Below are 19647 nucleotides of genomic sequence, written 5' to 3'. Positions count from 1 at the left end.
TTTATACAACCCTCGCCAATTCATGAGCCGAAGGATTTTCCAATATGCTATAAAAATGGTAGTAAGTAACGTAAATATATATAAACCGTACACAAAATTAGAGATACCAGAACGACTGGAATTCCGATTTTCATAAAATCTAAAAACTGTATTTGGACTTTCTCCTTTAAGGCGAGACCCACGACCACCAAATTAGAGGATGCTCCTAACAAAGTACCGTTTCCACCTAAGCATGCCCCTAAAGCGAGTGACCACCAAAGTGGATCCAAATTAGTCATCCCATAATCTTTAAACTCGAGAATGACTGGAATCATCGCTGCAACAAAAGGGATATTATCAACAATTCCGGAAAATAGCCCTGTAATCCATAGGATAAGGATTGCTGTTTTCGGCAAATCCCCTTCTGTATAATAAATAATTCCTCGTGCAAATTCATCTATAACTCCAACCTCTTCAATCCCACCAACTAATAGGAAAAGTCCGATAAAAAAGAAGAGTGTTGACCAATCCACTTCTTTAAAGACTTCCTCTACTTTAACCGTTTGACGAGTTAATAATAATATTAAAACTGCACCAGCTAAAGCAATACTCGTCAGCTCAATATGTATAAGTGGATTTAAAATAAAACCACAAATCGTGATAAAAAGTACCATTAACGATGGAATAAGCGCAGAATCTTTATTGATATACTGCTTGGGATCTAAGGATAATAGTTCAAGTCTATTGGCTTCACTTACATAGAGTTTATCTCGATACAGGAAGATTACACCTGCCATGATAGTTATAAAGATAATAAGAGCAATAGGTGATAAATGAAGCAGAAAATCATTAAAGGTCAGATGCTTCACAGATTGACCAATCATCATATTCGGTGGGTCACCGATTAAGGTTGCTGTTCCACCAATATTGGCGGATAAAATAATTCCGATTAAATAAGGAATGGCAGGCACCTTTAATATTCGGATAATCTTAAACAGAATGGGTACCAATAAAAGAACGGTCGTTACATTAGCTAAAAAGGCTGAACCCAGGGCTGTAACAAGTGAAATCATGAATAATAAAGGAATAGCATGTCCCCTGACAGCTTTGGCTATATATATCGCTACAAACTCAAAGATTCCTGTTTTACTTGTAACAGAAACTAAAATCATCATCGCAAATAACAAAGCAATGGTATTCCAGTCAATATAATTTAAAAATGCCTTCTGCGTGTCAAAAATTCCAACGACCAGCATAAGAACTCCACCCATACCAGCCACTAATGTACGGTCTATTTTCTCTGTCATAATAATTAAATAGCTACAAATAAAGATCACACATGCTAAGACCGTAATCACTTTTGCCACCCCAACTTTTCAAGTTTCTCTACCTCATCCTATGACAAGAAAAGAAGGGACATGCTTAAAACTATCCGAAACTAAATAACTTTCACCATTCTTTTCATTCTAAAATAAGTACCTCCTGAATATGCTTGTTCTAAAGAGCTTGGCTAGTATTATATACTAGCTAACCAGATACATCACCGGGAGGAGAGATTCAAGATGGATGCTAGAAATATGGTCTCTGCAGTCATTTTTGGCGTGTTAACAGTTCTTGTGATTATTCTTAGTTGTAGTGTGATTTTTTCACTTCTTTTACGTTTCACTGACTTACAGGAAACCTCTTTACAGTGGTTGATTATGGCTTTATCATTTTTTGCATTATTTGCAGGTGGATTTATTTCAGGAGGAAAAGGGAAGGAAAAAGGCTGGATGATGGGTGGAGCAACAGCCGTATTGTTTACATGCATTGTCCTTTTATACCAATTCCTTGGTAAAGAATCTGGATTTTCACTTGAGCAAACATTCTATCACCTTGGCTATCTAGCAACGGCGGTTATTGGCGGAATCATGGGAGTTAACATTGCTGGTGGGAAGCCTAGCTCACAGTAATGGAGGATAGATAGAAAAAAGAGCGGTGCATCCGCTCTTTTTTTTAGCTCTGTACTACGTCACGTACTGCCGCACGGTCAAACGCAAGTCTTGAACCATCAGTTACCTTAATTACGATTGTACTTTCATCAATGCTGTCTACAATACCATGTAAACCACCAATCGTTACAATCTTATCGCCTTTTTTCAGATCAGCTTGCATTTGTCTAACTGCCTTCTGCTTTTTCTGTTGAGGACGGATTAACAAGAAATAAAAGATTGCAAACATCAGTATAAGTGGACCAATTGAAGTTAACATTTCCATCTATTTTTCACCCCTTTCTATTCTATACTCATAGTAGGCCAAGCTCATGACTAGAAATTTTTTGCATTTGGTTTATTAAATCCGTATGCTTCAAAAAACTCTTCTCTAAAATCACCTAAGCGATCCTCTCGAATTGCTTGTCTAACCTGCTCCATTAATTTTAACAGAAAATATAGGTTATGATAAGTCGTTAATCTCATTCCAAACGTTTCACTACACTTAATAAGGTGTCGAATGTAAGCACGGGAATAATTTTTGCAAGTATAACAGTCACAATTCGGGTCGATTGGACCAAAATCTCGTTCATACTTAGCATTTCTTACAACTAAACGCCCCTCACTTGTCATGCAGGTTCCATTCCTAGCAATTCTCGTTGGTAACACACAATCAAACATATCTATTCCGCGTAAAGCGCCGTCAATTAACGAATCCGGTGAACCTACACCCATTAAATACCTTGGTTTATCACTAGGCATTAAAGGAGTCGTAAACTCTAACACTTGATTCATCACATCCTTAGGTTCCCCAACCGATAAACCTCCAATTGCATAGCCTGGGAAATCAAGAGACACTAAATCCCTAGCACTCTGCTTGCGAAGCTCTTCATATTCTCCACCCTGAATGATTCCAAATAATCCTTGATCTTGTGGGCGTTGATGAGCCGTTAAACATCTTTCTGCCCATCGACTTGTTCTCTCAACTGATTTTTTCATATAATCAAATTCAGCTGGATAAGGAGGACATTCATCAAAAGCCATCATAATATCAGAGCCTAAAGCATTTTGTATTTCCATAGCACCTTCTGGTGATAAAAATAGCTTTTCACCATTCAAGTGGTTTCTAAAGTGAACACCTTCCTCTTCTATTTTTCGGAGGTCACTTAAACTGAATACTTGAAATCCACCTGAATCGGTTAGAATCGCCCCGTCCCAGTTCATAAATCTGTGAAGTCCACCCGCTTCTTTAATAATGTCATGACCTGGTCGCAGCCATAAATGATAGGTATTACTTAAGATAATCCCAGCACCCATTGCTTCTAGATCTTCTGGAGCCATCGTCTTTACCGTTGCTAACGTACCAACTGGCATAAAGGCAGGGGTATCAAATGATCCATGCGGAGTGTGTACCTTTCCTAGTCTTGCACCTGTTTGTTTACACGCCTTTATAAATTCATATCGGATGGCTGTCATAGCTGTTTACTCCCTTCGATAATAAGCATTGCATCTCCAAAGCTAAAAAATCTGTATTTTTCTTTTACTGCTTCACGATAGGCATGAAGAACGTTGTCTCTACCCGCTAAAGCGCTAATAAGCATAATCAATGTTGATTTAGGGAGATGAAAATTAGTGATCATTCCGTCAACCCCCTTAAATTGATAACCAGGGAAGATAAATATGCTTGTCCAACCTGATGCTTCCACAAATCTACCTTCATTTTCCGATGCTATTGTTTCGAGCGTTCTTGTGGAAGTAGTACCCACTGTAATAATTCGTCCACCTTTTTCACGCACATCATTTAGCAATCTCGCCGTTCCTTCTGTCATTTGATAAAATTCCGCATGCATATCATGCTCTTCAATGGACTCTGCCGTGACTGGTCTAAACGTACCAAGTCCTACGTGTAAGGTAATAAAAGCTGTATGTATACCTTTATTTCGTAAATCGTCTAATAGTTGTTCTGTAAAATGTAAGCCGGCTGTTGGCGCTGCTGCCGAACCCATTTCCCTGGAAAATACAGTTTGGTATCTTTCCTGATCACCCAATTGTTCTTGAATATAAGGCGGCAATGGCATCTCACCTAATTGTTCAAGCACTTCATAAAAAATACCTTCATACGAGAACTTAAAAATTCGGCCTCCATACTCACTGGTTCCAATACATGTCGCTTTAAGCTGTCCATCTCCAAACGAAACAACAGTTCCTTCGGAGACTCGTTTAGCAGGTTTTACTAATGTCTCCCACTGGTCCTCCTCAAGCTGCTTTAATAACAAGACCTCAACCTTGGCTCCTGTTTCTTCCTTCACACCATATAATCGAGCAGGTAGGACTCTAGTATCATTTAAAACAAGACAATCCCCTTCTTTTAAATAAGAAAGAATCGCTCTAAATGATTCTTCGTGTTGAATCTCACCTGTTTTTTTGTCCAACACCATCAACCTTGATGCTTCTCTGTTCAATAATGGAGTTTGTGCAATAAGCTCTTCCGGGAGCTCAAAATCAAATAAATCAACCTTCAATGATCTTCACCTATTTCATTTATTTTTATATTGTTTTTATAGATTTTTTAAAACAAGTTAAGACAAGATCTTAGCATACTTTGTTGCACTTCCAACAAGTAGGAACTTAAAAACTTTGTCCGTTGTTTTCCGCTGCAGGCATTTGCTTTCCGCGGGGAGGGATGTGAGCCTCCTCGGCTTCGCCTGTGGGGTCTCACACTTCCCTCTATCTCCCGCAGGAGTCAAATGCCCTCCGCTCCAATCAACTCAGTATTATAACGCCGTTAAAGAACAAAACTATCTTTTAGAAAGGAGCTTATTTTTTATTATCTAAATCGACCAATCAAATAAAAAATCAAAGATAGAACGACACTAACTATAATGGATGTGACAATTGGAAAGTAAAATGTCATATTTCCTTTTTTAAAGACGAAATCGCCAGGGAGCCTGCCCACGAAGTGCCAAAGCATTCCAATTATGATTAAAACAGCTCCTGCTATCATTAATAGTTTAGGCATCTCCATTTTTTGGCACCTCCAACTGAAAATGACGATAAGCAAGCTCTGTAACGATTCTCCCCCTCGGTGTTCTTTGTAAAAAGCCAATTTGAAGAAGGTAGGGCTCATACACATCCTCTATCGTATGAGATTCTTCACCAATCGTGGCCGCAATGGTATCAAGTCCCACTGGACCACCTCTAAATTTCTCAATAATCCCTATAATCAATTTATGGTCAATATGATCAAGTCCTAGTCGGTCCACTTGTAACATTTCTAGTGCCTCACTAGAAATGTCCTTATCAATGATTCCATTTCCTTTTACTTGTGCAAAATCACGAACTCTTCGGAGTAAACGGTTTGCAATCCTTGGGGTACCTCTAGACCTTCTTGCAATTTCTACTGTCGCTTCCTCGGCGATTTCTACTTGGAGAATCGAGGCTGCTCTGTCGACAATCCCAGCAAGCTGCTCCTCATTATAATACTCTAGACGACTTAATACCCCGAAACGATCTCGAAGAGGGGCTGATAGGGCGCCTGCTCTTGTTGTAGCTCCGACTAACGTAAAAGGAGGTAAATCAATTCGAACAGACCTTGCTGTTGGACCTTTTCCAATCACAATATCGAGACAGAAATCCTCCATAGCTGGATATAGAACCTCTTCAATTGTACGCTGTAGACGGTGTACTTCATCGATAAACAGAACATCACCAGGCTCTAACGCTGTTAAAATAGCCGCAAGATCCCCTGGGCGTTCAATAGCTGGTCCAGATGTTGTTCGAACTTGGACACCCATCTCATTTGCAATAATCGTAGCCAGTGTTGTCTTTCCTAACCCCGGAGGACCATAAAGTAGTACATGGTCTAACGTTTCATTTCTCATTTTAGCTGCTTCAATAAAGACCTTAAGATTCTCTTTTACTTTAGTTTGCCCAATATAGTGCTCAAGTAATTGAGGACGAAGTGTTTGATCAATGGACTCTTCTTCAAAAACTGCTTCTACCGAAACAAGACGTTCATCCACTACCATCCCTCCTTTCTTTTATTTTCCCTGCACGAGCTGAAGTAATGCTGCTTTGATGTATTGATCGGTTGTCATCTCTTCCTTTTCAAGGTGAGGTGTTACTTTCCTAATTTCACGGTCTGCATAACCTAGTACTTTAAGAGCTTCAAGAGCCTCCTCAAGTGCAAGATTAGATTCTAGCTTGGTCGGTTCAATCACAAAAAGACCTTCAGCTGTATTTGCATCCACTAAATCAGATACCTTTCCTTTTAAATCGAGTATGATTTGTCTCGCTGTTTTTTTACCAACCCCAGGAAATTTCACAAGGAAAGAATCATTCTCTTCTTCTATCGCAGTAACTACCTGCTCTGGTCTGCCAAACGCTAATATGGCTAGTGCTCCTTTAGGTCCGATCCCTGTAACATTAAGAAGCTTCATGAATAAAGCCCGGTCCTTCCTAGATGGAAAACCATACAAAGCTAATATATCTTCCCTTACATGCTGATACGTATAAACAATGGTATCAACATGACTTTCATATATATATGGATTAGGTGTATGTATTAAATATCCGATTCCCTGATTGTCGATCACAATATATTCTGGATTTACATCCACAATTTTTCCCCTTATAAACTCAATCAACTTGTCTCTCTCCCTTAAGTAAGCTGTTTTTATTTTAGCATAAATTTTATCGTACAACATAAAACAAGGCGAACCTTGGTTTGGTTCACCTTGTCGCGTTATGGAGACATTGAAAAAGTCTTAAATACCTCTAACACCTCTACATAATTATCCTTTGAGTGGATTGGAATCCCTTTTTTCAACTCTTCGTGTTGACGACTTTCTAGCTTACTCACATCTATTTGAAAGAATGATTGAATGACATTATCAGAATTAGGCTTGCCATTAAAAATTGTTAATGTTCCATTCTCTGTTAATCCAAAATATCCATTAGCCTTTAATAAGGGGGAGATATCATCTATTTGTTTTTGAAAAACAATTAATTCTTCATCCTGATCGATCAGCTGCCATGAAGAATATTCCGCCCAAAAATCCTCCATTGACCAAATCGTTTCTTCTTTAACTTCTTCACTTACTTCTCCATCTAAGTAAACTCGCTCTAAAATAACAGTGACTGTTAATGGACCTGTCACCTCGTATGCTTCTGTTTTAGCAGTTGGAACCGGCTCTTCGGTTTCTTCGGCAGAAGTTATTAGAATTCCTGTAAGACTAAAAAGGAAGAGACCTAACCACAGAATTTTTGTATACTGTTTTTTTATTTTCATTGTATACACCTCTTTTTTGCAATTTAATACTTAGTAATGATCGGTAAACAGTAATATAGTCTATCCAGTCAATGAAAATTTATCCAATTGGTTTATTTTTTATAGTGTCTCCATAAAAATATTGACTATCCTCTCTCTACCGATAATAATTGAGTTGTCTATAGTCTCAGTAAGAGGTGAAAAATGAAAATCGAAAGTGTTGTTATACTAGTCAATAAAATGTGTGAAGAATCTAGATATACAAAAGCGCGTGAGATTATATATAAAGAATGGGATCGCTTAACTGAGTCCAAAACATATACGATGTTAAACAAAAATGCGAGAGAATTCGTCATGATTATTAAAGCAGAAAAAGAAGACGGTTCTTTTGAATCATTAACTCTTTCAGAAAGAAAAACACTTAACATGTTTAATCAATACATTAGGGATACAAACTTAATGTTTGCCAAGCGGATTTTTCAAAACCATGTGGAGCTTTTTGAAAAAAAAGCAGCTCAGAACTGGTTACATGGTGACGCAAAAATTTTTTATGAAGCTTGGAAGAAATACGAAAAAAAAGAGTAGGTATGATACCTACTCCAAAATTCATTACTTTTTAGTTATTATTTTGTGTCACGGAAAGGCGTTCTTACTGCATCCTCTACTTCGTCACCAATTTCTCGAAACATATCACGAACATCTGTATCTAAATCTTCTGTAGGACCTCCATCGCGTAACTCATTGTCAATATTACGAGCTCTTGTGAAAATCCCCTCATCTGTTACCACTCTAACATCCTTACCAGCTGCTACTGAACGAATTGCATCACGCACTTGCTGCTCTACCGTATTGTTATTGCGGTCGTTTGTATCTACTGCAACCAATATGTCATCGCCATTAATAATGGTTCTAACATCCTCAACATTTATTACTTGTTGAACTCTGTTAGAAATCTCTTCTGCTAAACGACCATTGTAATTATTATTATAGGAAGCACGTGTGTTATTGTCTCGCCCAGCCATTTGTCCATGATAATTATAGTCAGATCGAGCAAAGCGATTATCTCGTTTTAAACCACGATCCTCAGCAGCTGGTCTTGTTGGATTATTAACTCCAGTGTTATCTCCAAACTCCTGTAAAGTATTAGGTGCACCATAACAACCGTAACAAACACCAGTAAGACTGTCGTTGTCAGTAAATTCACTTTCTCCACGATTCGGTCCACCATCGTTTTGATGATCAATAAAACCATCATCTCTTGTGCCAATATTACCGGCATTACGATAATTGGTGTCATGGTTGTTACCATTGTTGTTATTCACATTTCGTGTGTTGTTATTCATATTACCCGTGTTATTCACATTTCGTGTGTTATTGCCTCTATTATTATTGTTGTTATCACCTGCACGATCTAACATTTCTGTTACAGGCCCATCATTGTCACGGTCTGGTAAAATTGCGTTACCAGTGGCATTTTCATTTGCATGATTTTCATCTGAGTAATACCCAACCTGTCTTGCGCCGTTAGTTCCCATTGCACCTTCATCTGCATTGTTATTACAAGCAGTAAGACCACTTAACAAAAAGGCGGTTGATAGTGTATACAAGATTTTTTTATTCAACGCAAATACCCCCCGTTTTATGATGATAGATGATCGTTCCTTGAGTGTGATTTAAAACTTTAACACTCTCTACTATCATGGCAAGAACAGGGGGCAATTACACTGTTATATATCGGAAGTTGCGTGAACTAATTCCACCAATATGTTAAAATTTGGGCGGTGCAGCTGCTAATTCTCGTTTGTGATGGGATTGATTATGTAATTTCTCAATAACTAGACGATCTTCTTCAGGTACTTCTTCACCCTTTAAATATTTGTCAATCATATTATAGGTGGTACCCATTTCATTTTCATCCGTTTGTCCTTCCCAAAGACCTGCACTTGGAGCTTTCGTTACAATTTCTTCAGGTACACCTAGAGCAAGTGCTAGTTCTCGAACCTCACCCTTTGTAAAATGAACAAGTGGAACAAGGTCAACTCCACCATCACCATACTTGGTAAAATAACCTGTATGCCATTCTGCAGCATTGTCTGTTCCTACAACTAAATAACCAAAGTTATTCGCTGTAGCATATAAGGTAGTCATTCGTAAGCGTGCTCTAGTATTTGCATCTCCAAGCTTCGCAGCCTTTTCATTCCATTGTTCCTTTTCCTTTAATTGCTTCTCAATAGTTAAAAACAATGTCTGATGCGTTTCTGTCAGATCGACTAATAAATGGTCAATGCCACTACTCTCGACAACCTTTAAAGCATCTTGTTGGTCCTTAGGGTTGCTTTTACAAGGCATGATCACTCCTAAGGATTGATTAGGAAATGCTCGTTTGATTAAATGGGTCACTACGGCTGAATCTATTCCACCACTAATCCCAACTACTGCACCTTTTAACCCTGCTTCTTTCACTTTATTTTGAAGCCATTCGACCAGTTTCTCGATTTTTTGTTCCATGTTTTACTTCCTTTCAGAATGTTCTTACATATATTTTACCATAATGAATAATTATACTAAAAGAATAATCCTTAAAAGATAGTATTGCTTACCTTTACTATTCCAAAATAAAAAAAGACGATTCAAAAAGAATCGCCTTCGTTAATACTATTTATAAGTTGAAATCGTCGTCATCATCGAAATCTGGCATTCCTAATGGTCCTTGAGCAGGGAATCCTGGCTGTGCTGGGAAGCCTGGTGTCCCGTATCCTGGCTGTGGTGCTGGAAATCCTGGTTGCTGTGTCGGATACCCTGGTACTCCATAACCTGGTGCAGCCGGGTAACCTGGTTGTGCTCCTGTTTGGAAGCCAGGTGCAGGGAACCCTGGTGCGCCAAATCCTGGTGCCGTTGGATAACCCGGTACCCCATAACCTGGTGTTGTTCCTGGATAACCTGGTACTCCATAACCTGGTCCTGCTAGTTCAGGATTAAAGTCTTCTTGAAATTCTTCTACCGGTTCTTGATAGCCTGGTACTTCATAGCCTGGTGTAGCTCCTGGAACTCCTGGAACTCCATACCCTGGCGTGGCTCCTTGAAATCCTGGAACTCCATACCCTGGCGTTGGTTCTGGAAACCCAGCTCCACCTGGGAATCCTGGTTGTGGTGTAGCCCCGTACCCAGGAACACCATAAGCTTGAGGTGTTGGATAACCTGGTTGAGGTGCTGCACCATATCCTGGTACGCCGTACCCCGGTGTTGCGCCTGGATAGCCTGGGCCAGCGAATCCTGGAGTAAAGCCTTCTGGCACCCCGTCAAAATCAACATCTTCATCGACCGGAACTCCAGGTGCTCCTACAGGGAAATTGGGAACCCCATAACCTTGTGGCGCTGGATAGCCAGGTTGAGCAGGATATCCACCAAACCCTGGGTTAAATGGCTGCTGTCCATATCCTGGCTGAACCCCAGGGTAAGCAGGCATTTCTGGCATATCATCTAAGTCTGTATCTACACCTGCTACACCAGTAGGGTAACCTGGTCCTGGAAACCCTGGAGCTGGATAACCCGGTTGACCATAAAATGGTGCTGGTGCCGGGGGTGGTGTAGGACCATATGGATTAAAATTAAAACCATAGCCTGGATTAATTCCTGTAATAGGCACACAATACCCCGCTGGATACGGCGCTTGTGGTGCTACTTGTTGTGGCGGCAGCTCAGGTCCTGGTGCTGTTGGTACCACTGGTTCATCCGCTTCATCTACAGCTGGAGATACAGCTGTTGGTGGCTGTTGCGGCACATAAGTTGGCGCTTGTGGTGCTTGTTGATAAGCCATATTGACATAATAGTTATTAATGTCCATCTCAAGCTGTGGTAACTGCGGTAGTTTAGGAGCATATGGCAATTTTGGCTTTTCTTTTGAAACTTCCGGCTTGATTGGTGCTTCAACAGGCTTTGGAGCCGGAGATAGATCCTTAAATGGCTGTACAGCTTCTTCCTTAATTGGCGCTTCTTTTATTGGAGATACTGGTGCTTCTTTTATAGGTGAAATAGGTGCTTCCTTCGCAATCGGAGCCTCTTTCTTCACTTGAACCCCAGCAGTAGGTACCTTGATTTTCATTCCGGGCATAATCATATCTGGATTCGTTAATTGGGAATTTACTTGCTTCAACTCTTCAAAATCAACACCGTATTTCTGAGCGATTTTCCAAAGAGTATCACCTTTTTGAACAATATGGATTTTCACGATTTATCCCTCCCATGGCAAATTCTTTATCAGTCTATGCAACATTCGCCTAATTGCCACTCTTACTCATCACAACTTATGCGCGAAATTTAGAAAATATGTCACCATGACCGCAACAGACGGCACTTTGAGTAAAAGAAAAAAACTAGGTTTTCACCTAGTTTAGTTTGGACGCTCTAGCATTCTGTTTAAGGCTAGAATAGCGAAATCAGCGACAGATTGATCAACTGTTATTTGGTTGTTAACCTCCCCTGCATCTAAGGTTTCTAGTGACCATAAAAGATGTGGAAGGTCGATTCGGTTCATGGTGAGGCAAGGGCACATATGTGGATTTAATGAAATAATTTCTTTATCGGGATGATTAGAAATGATTCGTTTAACTAGATTCATCTCTGTCCCAATTGCCCACTTTGTTCCCGCTTCTGCCTTTTCAATTGTATCAATAATATATTTGGTTGATCCAGCATAATCAGATAAAGAAACGACTTCACGGCTACACTCTGGATGTACAATAATGTTCATTTCTGGATGATTTGCTCTTACGGAAGCAATATTCTCTACCGTAAAGTTCTCGTGCACGGAGCAATGCCCCTTCCAAAGAATGACCTTAATATCTTCTATATTACCATCATATTCAAGTTCATCTTTGATTGGATTCCAGATGGCCATCTCATCCAGCGGTACCCCCAAATCAAATGCAGTATTTCTTCCAAGATGCTGATCTGGTAAAAATAAAATTCGCTCTTTCTGAGTGAAAGCCCACGCTACCATACTTGTAGCATTAGAGGATGTAACCGTAGCTCCACCATTTTTTCCACAGAATGCTTTGATAGCAGCTGTAGAGTTCACATATGTTAATGGAAGGATTGTTTCATCAAATAGGCTGATCAGCTTTTCCCATGCACGTTCTGTTTGATGGATATCTGCCATATCAGCCATTGAACAGCCTGCACGCATATCTGGTAAAATTACCTTCTGATCTGGAGTCGTTAAAATATCAGCTGTCTCCGCCATGAAATGCACTCCGCAAAAAACAATAAATTCAGCCGAGGTATTAGCAGCTGACTCTTGAGCTAATTGTAAAGAGTCTCCAGTCGAATCAGCAAACTGAATCACTTCATCCTTTTGATAGTGATGTCCAGGTATATATAGCTTTTCGCCAAACTTCTGCTTGATTTCACGAACTCGGTTTTCCATCTCTTCCACCGACATGCTTCTATATTTCTCAGGTAATTGATGATCAGTTGTCTTTAAGGCTTCTAATATGTTCATTTTTTCTCCCCCTCACTTTTCCAGCCTGTAACAAAGCTTATATCTAGTGCTTTATAAGAATGAGTAAGCATACCTAGTGATATATAATCTACTCCTGTTTTTCCATATTCCTTTAATCGGTCAATCGTAATGCCCCCAGAAGCTTCTGTTACAATGTGACTAGGAACTAGCTCGACAAACTCAGTTACTTCTGCAGGCTCTCTGTTATCAAACATGATCACATCTGCTCCTGCCTGAACAGCCTCTAAAACAGCTTCTCTAGACTCTGTTTCAACTTCGATCTTCATCATATGGCCTGTTTCAGCTTTAACCGCTTTAACTGCATTTGTAATGGAGCCACTAAAGGCAATATGATTATCCTTAATCATCACACCATCGTATAATCCAAAGCGATGATTAGAACCGCCCCCACATTTCACTGCATACTTTTCAAACATACGTAAACCTGGAGTCGTTTTTCTTGTATCACAAATCTTGGTATGATCACTGTCTAATGCTTGAACGGCAACAGCTGTTAAGCTAGCAATTCCACTCATTCTTTGAAGTAAGTTTAAAATAATCCGTTCCCCTGTTAATAAATAGACGATGGGTCCTTTTACAGTAGCAATTACATCCCCAGGCACCAACAAATCTCCATCTTGTTTGAATAAAGTAACTGAAATCGTAGGATCAAATAAATGAAGGCACTCTTCAATCACTTCTACACCTGCAAGTACCCCAGCTTCTTTCGCCAAGATCTTTCCCTCACCAACCTGAGAAACTGGAAAGATTGCAGTCGAAGTAACATCCTGTTCTCCAATATCCTCGAGTAAAAATCGCTTTAATTCCTCACGTAGTTTAATTTTATTCATATTGCCTCCCTAATTTAAAACGGCCTGTTCTATCGAGCTTCTAGCAATGGTCCGCCCATTCCAAACAGGTTCCATATCTGGAAAATCGATTCGGTAGTGACCTCCACGACTTTCTTCTCTAGTTAAAGCTGAGCTTGCAATCAGCCAAGCTGTCGTAATCATATTTAGTCTATTTATTTTTTCTTTATCAAAATGTAGCTGTTGTGGTCTTAGATGAACAAACCTCTCTAGTATTCGTACAATCTCTTCTAACTCCTGTTTTCTTCTAACAATTCCAACTGACTTCATCATCATTTTCTGAATGTCCTCTTTAGCTGGGAGTTCAATGGTTATAGGTAAACTTGAATAATTCTCAAGTGATATTTTCTGTATAAAACGATGTTCTTGTTTTAAGATGTGATCAGCCATCAGATTCGAAAACACGATTCCCTCTAGCAGGGAATTGCTTGCAAGTCGATTGGCACCATGGACACCCGTACAAGCAACCTCTCCCACTGCATATAACCCCGGTATGGAGCTTTGACTATTGGTATCTACCTTGACTCCACCCATCATAAAATGCGCCCCTGGGACAACTGGTATTTTTCCTTTTTTGATAGAAACTCCATTTCTTTCACATAAGGCAGTGATCGTTGGGAAATGAGTAGAAAAATCATTAATAGCTGTGATATCTAAATAAATGTTTTCACCCTTGTTCACATGCTCAAAAATGACTCTTGCGACAACATCTCTTGGTGCTAGATCAAGTAGTGGATGCTGCCCCTCCATAATTCTATCGCCACTCTCATTAACAAGAACAGCACCTTCACCTCTAACCGCTTCCGAGATTAAGCCTGGGCATTGACCATTTATATATAGAAGTGTTGGATGGAATTGCATAAATTCCATATCAATCAATTCAGCACCAGCACGATAGGCCATTGCATATCCATCTCCAACTATGGTCGAATCATTTGATGAATGCTCAAACAGACCTCCACAGCCACCTGTTGCTAAAATAACGTGATTTGCATAATAGGATTTTATTTGATGATCTCTATCACGTGCCGTCACACCTACACAACTACCGTCAGTAATGATAAGATCAACTGCACACTCATGCTCAATAATTTCCACTTTATTTGAAAGCTGTTGTAATAAAAATTGTACAAGTACTTTTCCAGTTGCATCCCCACCGGCATGCAGAATTCGCCGTTTTGAATGAGCCCCCTCTTGACCGAGTAAAATTCGTCCTAATTCGTCTTGATCAAAATGCATACCTTCTTCAATTAGGTTTAACAAATAATGGGGTCCCGCTTGGACTAGAGTTTTTACAGCTAGTTCATTATTGTGCTGACAACCAGCAGTAATCGTATCAAGGAAGTGATAGGTCCAATCATCCTTACTGGAAATGGCTGCCGCTACCCCACCTTGTGCTAACATTGAATTACTATTTTGTTTCGTCGACTTTGTGAAAATAATCACATTCTTTTCCGTACTTAAACGATTTGCAGCAACTAACGCTGCTAAACCACTTCCAATAATCACAACATCTGATTTGGGCATAAAAATGCCTCCTATTCAGCAAAGTGTTTACTTGTGTCTTGACACCTATATTTACATATATTTAAACTAATGACAAGACTTTTTTTACAATGGTGTTAGATGATTTTTGTTATGATAGAGAGACAAACTCTTATATAAACCTTGATTTACTACTGTATAGTAGTAACTTTATGTAGAGTCTATTAACAATAAAAGGGTGATCGTCATGATTTATTTAGATTATGCTGCGACAACTCCTATGCGAGATGAAGCAATTCAAGCATTCATAGAAGCCTCAAAGCAATTTTATGGAAACCCAAGTAGTCTACATGATATTGGTACAAAGGCCACTTCATTGCTAGACACATGTCGAGGAGAGTTAGCTAAGCTCATTTCAGCTGAGCCACAGGGGATATATTTTACAAGTGGTGGATCGGAATCAAATATATTAGCAATTCGATCTTTACTACATGGTTCATCCAAGCATGGAGATCACTTAATCACGACTAAAATAGAACATTCATCTGTTTTTAATCTTTTTCAACAGCTAGAAAAAGAGGGGTATGAGGTTACTTATTTATCAGTCGATCACAATGGACAAATTGATCTAGATGAATTGAAAAACTCGATAAAATCCACAACGGTTTTAGCTTCCATACATCACGCTAACTCAGAAATAGGAACTGTTCAACCAATAGAAAAGATCGGTAAGCTATTACATGATCAAAAGGTATTATTTCATAGTGATTGTGTCCAAACCTTTGGAAAACTACCTATTAATGTTAAAACGAGCTATATTGACAGCCTCTCTATTTCTAGTCATAAGCTTTATGGACCAAAAGGAGTAGGGGCATGCTATATAAATCCAGAGCTGCAGTGGGCGCCTTACTTTGAAGGGACTTCTCATGAAAAAGGGTTTCGACCTGGAACCGTTAATGTTCCTGGAATCGCCAGCTTTCTTAGTGCAGCCCAGCTTATCCATGAAGAAATGACAGCAGAATCAGAGAGATTATTAAAGCTACGCCAACTATTCTTAAGGGGAATGAAGGAAAGGGACCTTCCTATCGAGGTAACCGGACATCCAACAAATACACTTCCTCATATATTAGGTGTATCGATTAAAGGTATGGAAGGGCAGTATGCGATGCTTGAATGTAATCGATACGGATTAGCCATATCCACAGGGAGCGCTTGCTCAGTAGGTAAACAAGCACCCTCTAAAACGATGCTTGCGATTGGGAAGGATGCATCGACTGCTAAACAATTTGTGCGTCTATCATTTGGAAAATGGACGACTGAAGCCGATATAGACCATGCCTTAAATACGCTAGATAAAATAATTGCTACCTACCAAACTAGTTAGGAGAAGCTTATGAAAAAGAAGTTATTGGGTGAAGAACGGAGAACTCTATTATTACAATGGCTTAAAACAGCAGATATTCCCTTAACCGGCTCTGATTTAGCAGAGCGTGCAAGTGTAAGCCGGCAAGTAATTGTTCAGGATATTTCTCTTTTAAAAGCGAAGGATGAACCGATTGTGGCAACCTCAGAAGGGTATATATATCTGACCTCAGCCCAGGATCAACCGCTTTTTCAAGAGGTTATTGTTTGTAAGCATACACCTGAGGAAACGATGGAAGAGCTTTACATCATTGTCGATCATGGAGTTTCTGTCAAGGATGTTAGAATTGAACATCCTGTTTATGGTGATTTATCTGCATCCGTCAGAGTTAGTAATCGAATGGAGGTCGAGCAGTTTTTAAATAAGTTAAAAACAACTAATGCCCCATTGTTGTCACAGCTCACAGATGGACTCCACCTCCATACGATTGAGGCAGATGCAGTTCATAAAATACAAAATGCCTGCAATTCCTTGAAAAAACGAGGGTTTTTAATCGAGGCTGAGTTATAAACAGCCTTGTTACTTAGTGGATAAAATAAAAACATCTCAGATGACATGATTCTGAGATGTTTTTTCTGCTTGGTACTATAAAAATTGACTAGTGCTGATCCTAGTAGAATCCTTCCCCTTCACCCGCTTTAACGTCGCTACAATCAGGAAGCTAACAATTACCAGTAAAAGCCATGAACTAACCTTTCCAAGATGCACCAGACTCCATGCACTAGTTTGGTTTGGGTATTCCCAAGCGCCAAAGAAGGTGGCAATATTTTCAGCTATCCATATAAAAAACCCGATGAGCACAAATGATAATGCAATTGGCATACGGTAACGAGCGCCATTAACCTCGTAAGTGACCCAAGATTGCCAAAAAACGATGATGACAAGTCCAGCTAACCACCAACGGATGTCAATCCAAAAATGGTGGGTAAAAAAGTTCAAATAAATCGCAGCTGCCAAAGGTACCACTACTAAAAACGGTGGCCACTTTACCAATTCAACATCAAGCCTCCGCCAGGCCTGGCAAAGATAGCTAGCTACACTAGCATACATAAATCCACTATACAATGGGACTCCAAAAATCTTGAAATACCCTTCCTCAGGATACGACCAAGAGCCCATATGCACCTTGAACACCTCAAGAGCTAATCCTATTAGGTGAAACATTGTAATCACTTTTAATTCATCCTTAGTTTCAAGTCCAGATCGGACCATCCACCACTGCATAAGAAGGCAGATGATGAGAAGCCAGTCATATCGCGGTAGAAAGGGGAGCGGTATGATTTTTGTAAAAGCCAATGATGCAAAAATAACAACGGGAAACAAACATGATAGGGCCTGCTCATACCCAAAACGAGTGAGTTGTTTGATTGCTCTCATGATTTGTACCTCCAACATTCTCGTGTTAATTCGTTATTCTTCATCACTTCGATATTCTAATAGATCTCCGGGCTGACAATCTAATGCCTTACAAATTGCTTCTAGGGTTGATAATCGAACTGCTTTCGCCTTACCGTTTTTTAAAATAGATAGGTTAGCCATGGTGATTCCAACCCTCTCCGAAAGTTCTGTTACACTCATTTTCCTTTTTGCCAACATTACGTCAATATTAATGATAATCGCCATTGTTTTTCACCTCAGACCGTTAAATCATTTTCTGATTTTATATGAATCGCTTCTTGTAAAAGTCGTTGGAGAACAGCAGCAAAGACTGCAATGACCATTGAAGCAAAAATAAGAATCATCCCGATTAATATGATTCCAGGGGCATCGTCTTTTTCCGCTACGAGATAAAAGAGTGGCATCCCAAGCACAAATATACTACTAATCGTAATGGCACAATATTTTATTTTCTTGAGAGCTTGAACAGATAATTCAGAGAACGCATGATTTTTATCAATATAACTTAACAGTTTAAAAGCTTGATACAGTGCAAAGTAGAAAGGAAGGGCAGCTCCATAAAAAACGATAAAAGCAAAGTATTTAATAAAAGCAAAATCCGGATACAATTCAGCTGCAAAATCTCCAATCTCAGGAACCAAGAATATGCACAACGCAAGAATTGGCATTCCAATAACAACTACAGCTAGCTTCAAAAAAAGTGTTGAACCCAGTTTCATAAATAAGCACCTCACATATTTAGTATAAAATGAATTTTAGCATGATATTTATTGTTTTACAATAAATAATTAATGATTATTGTTATATTTTTTATGTTTTTTATTTATAAAACAAAATAAAAAGCACCCCTTTAAAAAAGGAATGCTTAATAATGCTGATTAAATCATTCTGTTTTACTGTACTTCAAATATTGGATAGCTTCCTAGCGAGATTACTCCACAGCCCAATGCTTGTAGTTCAGCAATTGCTCCTGGAATCAATACTTCATCAAGGGCTTGGTCAATATCAATGATGAATAAATAGTTTCCTAGTCCTGTTTTCATAGGACGCGACTCGATTTTCGTTAAGTTAATTTTCCTCCAAGCGAATGCAGATAAGACTTGATGAAGTGCCCCTGATTGGTCTAGAGGGAGCGTAATAATTAACGTCGTTTTTACATTCGATGTTTTCTCCATTGGAAATGGCTTTTCTTCATTCTGAACGATGATAAACCGAGTGTGGTTATTGGAGTAGTCTTGGATATCACGTTCAACAATCGTTAATCCATATACATCAGCGGCAAGTTCATTGGCAATCGCTGCCGACACCTGTTTAGGGTGATTGGCCACTAATTGTGCAGCCGCACTAGTAGATAGCGTCTGAATTTGTTCTGCTTCCTTATACGCTGTAGCTAGGTGCTTTCGGCATTGAGCCAGTGCATGAGGGTGAGAATAAATCGTTTCCACCTGTTGTAAATGTTCCACATGATCCGGATGAACCATTAAATGCTGTTGGATCGGAACAACAATTTCACCGATTATGGTTAACGGATGGTCGTGTATAAGATAATCTAATGTATTGGTAACTGAACCTTCAATGGTATTTTCAAGTGGAACGACACCAAACGAAACATCTCCGTTTTTGACGGCATCTAAGCATCCATGAATGGATGTGTAAGGAATTCTTTTTTCAACTTTAAAAATACTCTTAACTGCATATTCTGTAAAAGTTGCTTTTGGTCCTAAGTAACCAACCGTAATCACGTGCATTTCCTC

At 39.3% G+C, this 19647-nt stretch carries 22 protein-coding genes; 4 read left to right on the top strand and 18 right to left on the bottom strand.

Annotated features, from left to right (window positions below; genetic code table 11):
* Positions 1 to 47: 47 nt before the first annotated feature.
* Positions 48 to 1337: an ArsB/NhaD family transporter gene (locus tag M1D60_RS05350; RefSeq protein WP_456278148.1), complete on the bottom strand. Its 1290-nt coding sequence runs from the start codon at positions 1335 to 1337 to the stop codon at positions 48 to 50.
* A gap of 204 nt (positions 1338 to 1541) precedes the next feature.
* On the opposite strand from M1D60_RS05350, the gene M1D60_RS05345 reads away from it, so the two are divergent.
* Positions 1542 to 1931, top strand: coding sequence for a TIGR04086 family membrane protein (locus M1D60_RS05345; RefSeq protein WP_456278147.1), 390 nt, complete (start codon positions 1542 to 1544; stop codon positions 1929 to 1931).
* 43 nt (positions 1932 to 1974) lie between these two features.
* Here M1D60_RS05345 and yajC read toward each other — a convergent pair whose 3' ends face one another.
* The 7 genes from yajC to M1D60_RS05310 form a co-directional block, all read right to left on the bottom strand.
* On the bottom strand, positions 1975 to 2235 hold the full coding sequence (gene yajC / locus M1D60_RS05340; protein ID WP_456278146.1) for a preprotein translocase subunit YajC: 261 nt from the start codon (positions 2233 to 2235) through the stop codon (positions 1975 to 1977).
* A gap of 50 nt (positions 2236 to 2285) precedes the next feature.
* Positions 2286 to 3425 (bottom strand): tRNA guanosine(34) transglycosylase Tgt, encoded by a 1140-nt coding sequence (gene tgt, locus M1D60_RS05335; protein ID WP_456278145.1) that lies wholly within the window; start codon positions 3423 to 3425, stop codon positions 2286 to 2288.
* Positions 3422 to 4471: a tRNA preQ1(34) S-adenosylmethionine ribosyltransferase-isomerase QueA gene (queA, locus tag M1D60_RS05330; protein WP_456278144.1), complete on the bottom strand. Its 1050-nt coding sequence runs from the start codon at positions 4469 to 4471 to the stop codon at positions 3422 to 3424. Before queA ends, tgt begins: the two co-directional genes overlap by 4 nt.
* A 305-nt stretch (positions 4472 to 4776) precedes the next feature.
* Positions 4777 to 4974, bottom strand: coding sequence for a DUF2905 domain-containing protein (locus tag M1D60_RS05325; protein WP_456278143.1), 198 nt, complete (start codon positions 4972 to 4974; stop codon positions 4777 to 4779).
* A complete protein-coding gene (gene ruvB, locus M1D60_RS05320) occupies positions 4961 to 5971 on the bottom strand; it encodes a Holliday junction branch migration DNA helicase RuvB (protein ID WP_456278142.1) in 1011 nt (336 codons plus the stop codon). The genes M1D60_RS05325 and ruvB overlap by 14 nt, the downstream gene beginning before the upstream one ends.
* A gap of 18 nt (positions 5972 to 5989) precedes the next feature.
* Positions 5990 to 6595 carry a Holliday junction branch migration protein RuvA gene (ruvA, locus tag M1D60_RS05315; RefSeq protein WP_456278141.1) on the bottom strand — a complete coding sequence of 202 codons (606 nt, stop codon included), beginning with the start codon at positions 6593 to 6595 and terminating at the stop codon, positions 5990 to 5992.
* A gap of 98 nt (positions 6596 to 6693) precedes the next feature.
* The gene (locus M1D60_RS05310) at positions 6694 to 7239 is read right to left on the bottom strand and encodes a BofC C-terminal domain-containing protein (protein ID WP_456278140.1); all 546 of its coding nucleotides are present in this window, start codon (positions 7237 to 7239) and stop codon (positions 6694 to 6696) included.
* A gap of 183 nt (positions 7240 to 7422) precedes the next feature.
* Between M1D60_RS05310 and M1D60_RS05305 the strand changes: the two genes are divergently transcribed.
* Positions 7423 to 7803 (top strand): hypothetical protein, encoded by a 381-nt coding sequence (locus tag M1D60_RS05305; protein ID WP_456278139.1) that lies wholly within the window; start codon positions 7423 to 7425, stop codon positions 7801 to 7803.
* A gap of 38 nt (positions 7804 to 7841) precedes the next feature.
* On the opposite strand, the gene M1D60_RS05300 is transcribed toward M1D60_RS05305, so the two are convergent.
* The 6 genes from M1D60_RS05300 to nadB all read right to left on the bottom strand — a co-directional run bounded on the left by M1D60_RS05300 (position 7842) and on the right by nadB (position 15114).
* The gene (locus M1D60_RS05300) at positions 7842 to 8840 is read right to left on the bottom strand and encodes a YhcN/YlaJ family sporulation lipoprotein (RefSeq protein ID WP_456278138.1); all 999 of its coding nucleotides are present in this window, start codon (positions 8838 to 8840) and stop codon (positions 7842 to 7844) included.
* Positions 8841 to 8985: 145 nt separating this feature from the next.
* Positions 8986 to 9726: an NAD(+) synthase gene (gene nadE, locus M1D60_RS05295; protein WP_456278137.1), complete on the bottom strand. Its 741-nt coding sequence runs from the start codon at positions 9724 to 9726 to the stop codon at positions 8986 to 8988.
* Positions 9727 to 9877: 151 nt separating this feature from the next.
* Positions 9878 to 11446, bottom strand: a complete 1569-nt coding sequence (gene safA, locus M1D60_RS05290; protein ID WP_456278136.1) for a SafA/ExsA family spore coat assembly protein — start codon at positions 11444 to 11446, stop codon at positions 9878 to 9880.
* A 162-nt stretch (positions 11447 to 11608) separates the two neighbouring features.
* Positions 11609 to 12718: a quinolinate synthase NadA gene (nadA, locus tag M1D60_RS05285; RefSeq protein ID WP_456278135.1), complete on the bottom strand. Its 1110-nt coding sequence runs from the start codon at positions 12716 to 12718 to the stop codon at positions 11609 to 11611.
* Positions 12715 to 13569: a carboxylating nicotinate-nucleotide diphosphorylase gene (gene nadC / locus M1D60_RS05280; protein WP_456278134.1), complete on the bottom strand. Its 855-nt coding sequence runs from the start codon at positions 13567 to 13569 to the stop codon at positions 12715 to 12717. The genes nadA and nadC overlap by 4 nt, the downstream gene beginning before the upstream one ends.
* A 9-nt stretch (positions 13570 to 13578) precedes the next feature.
* Positions 13579 to 15114 (bottom strand): L-aspartate oxidase, encoded by a 1536-nt coding sequence (gene nadB / locus M1D60_RS05275; protein ID WP_456278133.1) that lies wholly within the window; start codon positions 15112 to 15114, stop codon positions 13579 to 13581.
* 205 nt (positions 15115 to 15319) lie between these two features.
* Here nadB and M1D60_RS05270 point away from each other — a divergent pair, with 205 nt between their 5' ends.
* Entirely contained in the window at positions 15320 to 16456 is a 1137-nt protein-coding gene (locus tag M1D60_RS05270; protein WP_456278132.1) for an IscS subfamily cysteine desulfurase, read from the top strand.
* 9 nt (positions 16457 to 16465) lie between these two features.
* Positions 16466 to 17005, top strand: coding sequence for a 3H domain-containing protein (locus M1D60_RS05265; protein WP_456278131.1), 540 nt, complete (start codon positions 16466 to 16468; stop codon positions 17003 to 17005).
* Positions 17006 to 17080: 75 nt separating this feature from the next.
* Here M1D60_RS05265 and M1D60_RS05260 read toward each other — a convergent pair whose 3' ends face one another.
* From M1D60_RS05260 to pheA, 4 genes are all read right to left on the bottom strand, one after another.
* Complete coding sequence (locus M1D60_RS05260; protein ID WP_456278130.1) at positions 17081 to 17872, bottom strand: DUF817 domain-containing protein; 792 nt, start codon at positions 17870 to 17872, stop codon at positions 17081 to 17083.
* A gap of 33 nt (positions 17873 to 17905) precedes the next feature.
* On the bottom strand, positions 17906 to 18118 hold the full coding sequence (locus M1D60_RS05255; RefSeq protein WP_193533972.1) for a helix-turn-helix domain-containing protein: 213 nt from the start codon (positions 18116 to 18118) through the stop codon (positions 17906 to 17908).
* A gap of 11 nt (positions 18119 to 18129) precedes the next feature.
* Entirely contained in the window at positions 18130 to 18612 is a 483-nt protein-coding gene (locus M1D60_RS05250) for a DUF2975 domain-containing protein (protein ID WP_456278129.1), read from the bottom strand.
* A 174-nt stretch (positions 18613 to 18786) separates the two neighbouring features.
* Positions 18787 to 19632: a prephenate dehydratase gene (gene pheA, locus M1D60_RS05245; protein ID WP_456279355.1), complete on the bottom strand. Its 846-nt coding sequence runs from the start codon at positions 19630 to 19632 to the stop codon at positions 18787 to 18789.
* Between the last annotated feature and the right edge of the window lie 15 nt (positions 19633 to 19647).

The organism is Bacillus sp. AK128 (genome assembly GCF_053903075.1).
This window is presented reverse-complemented; position numbering and strand designations above follow the sequence as displayed.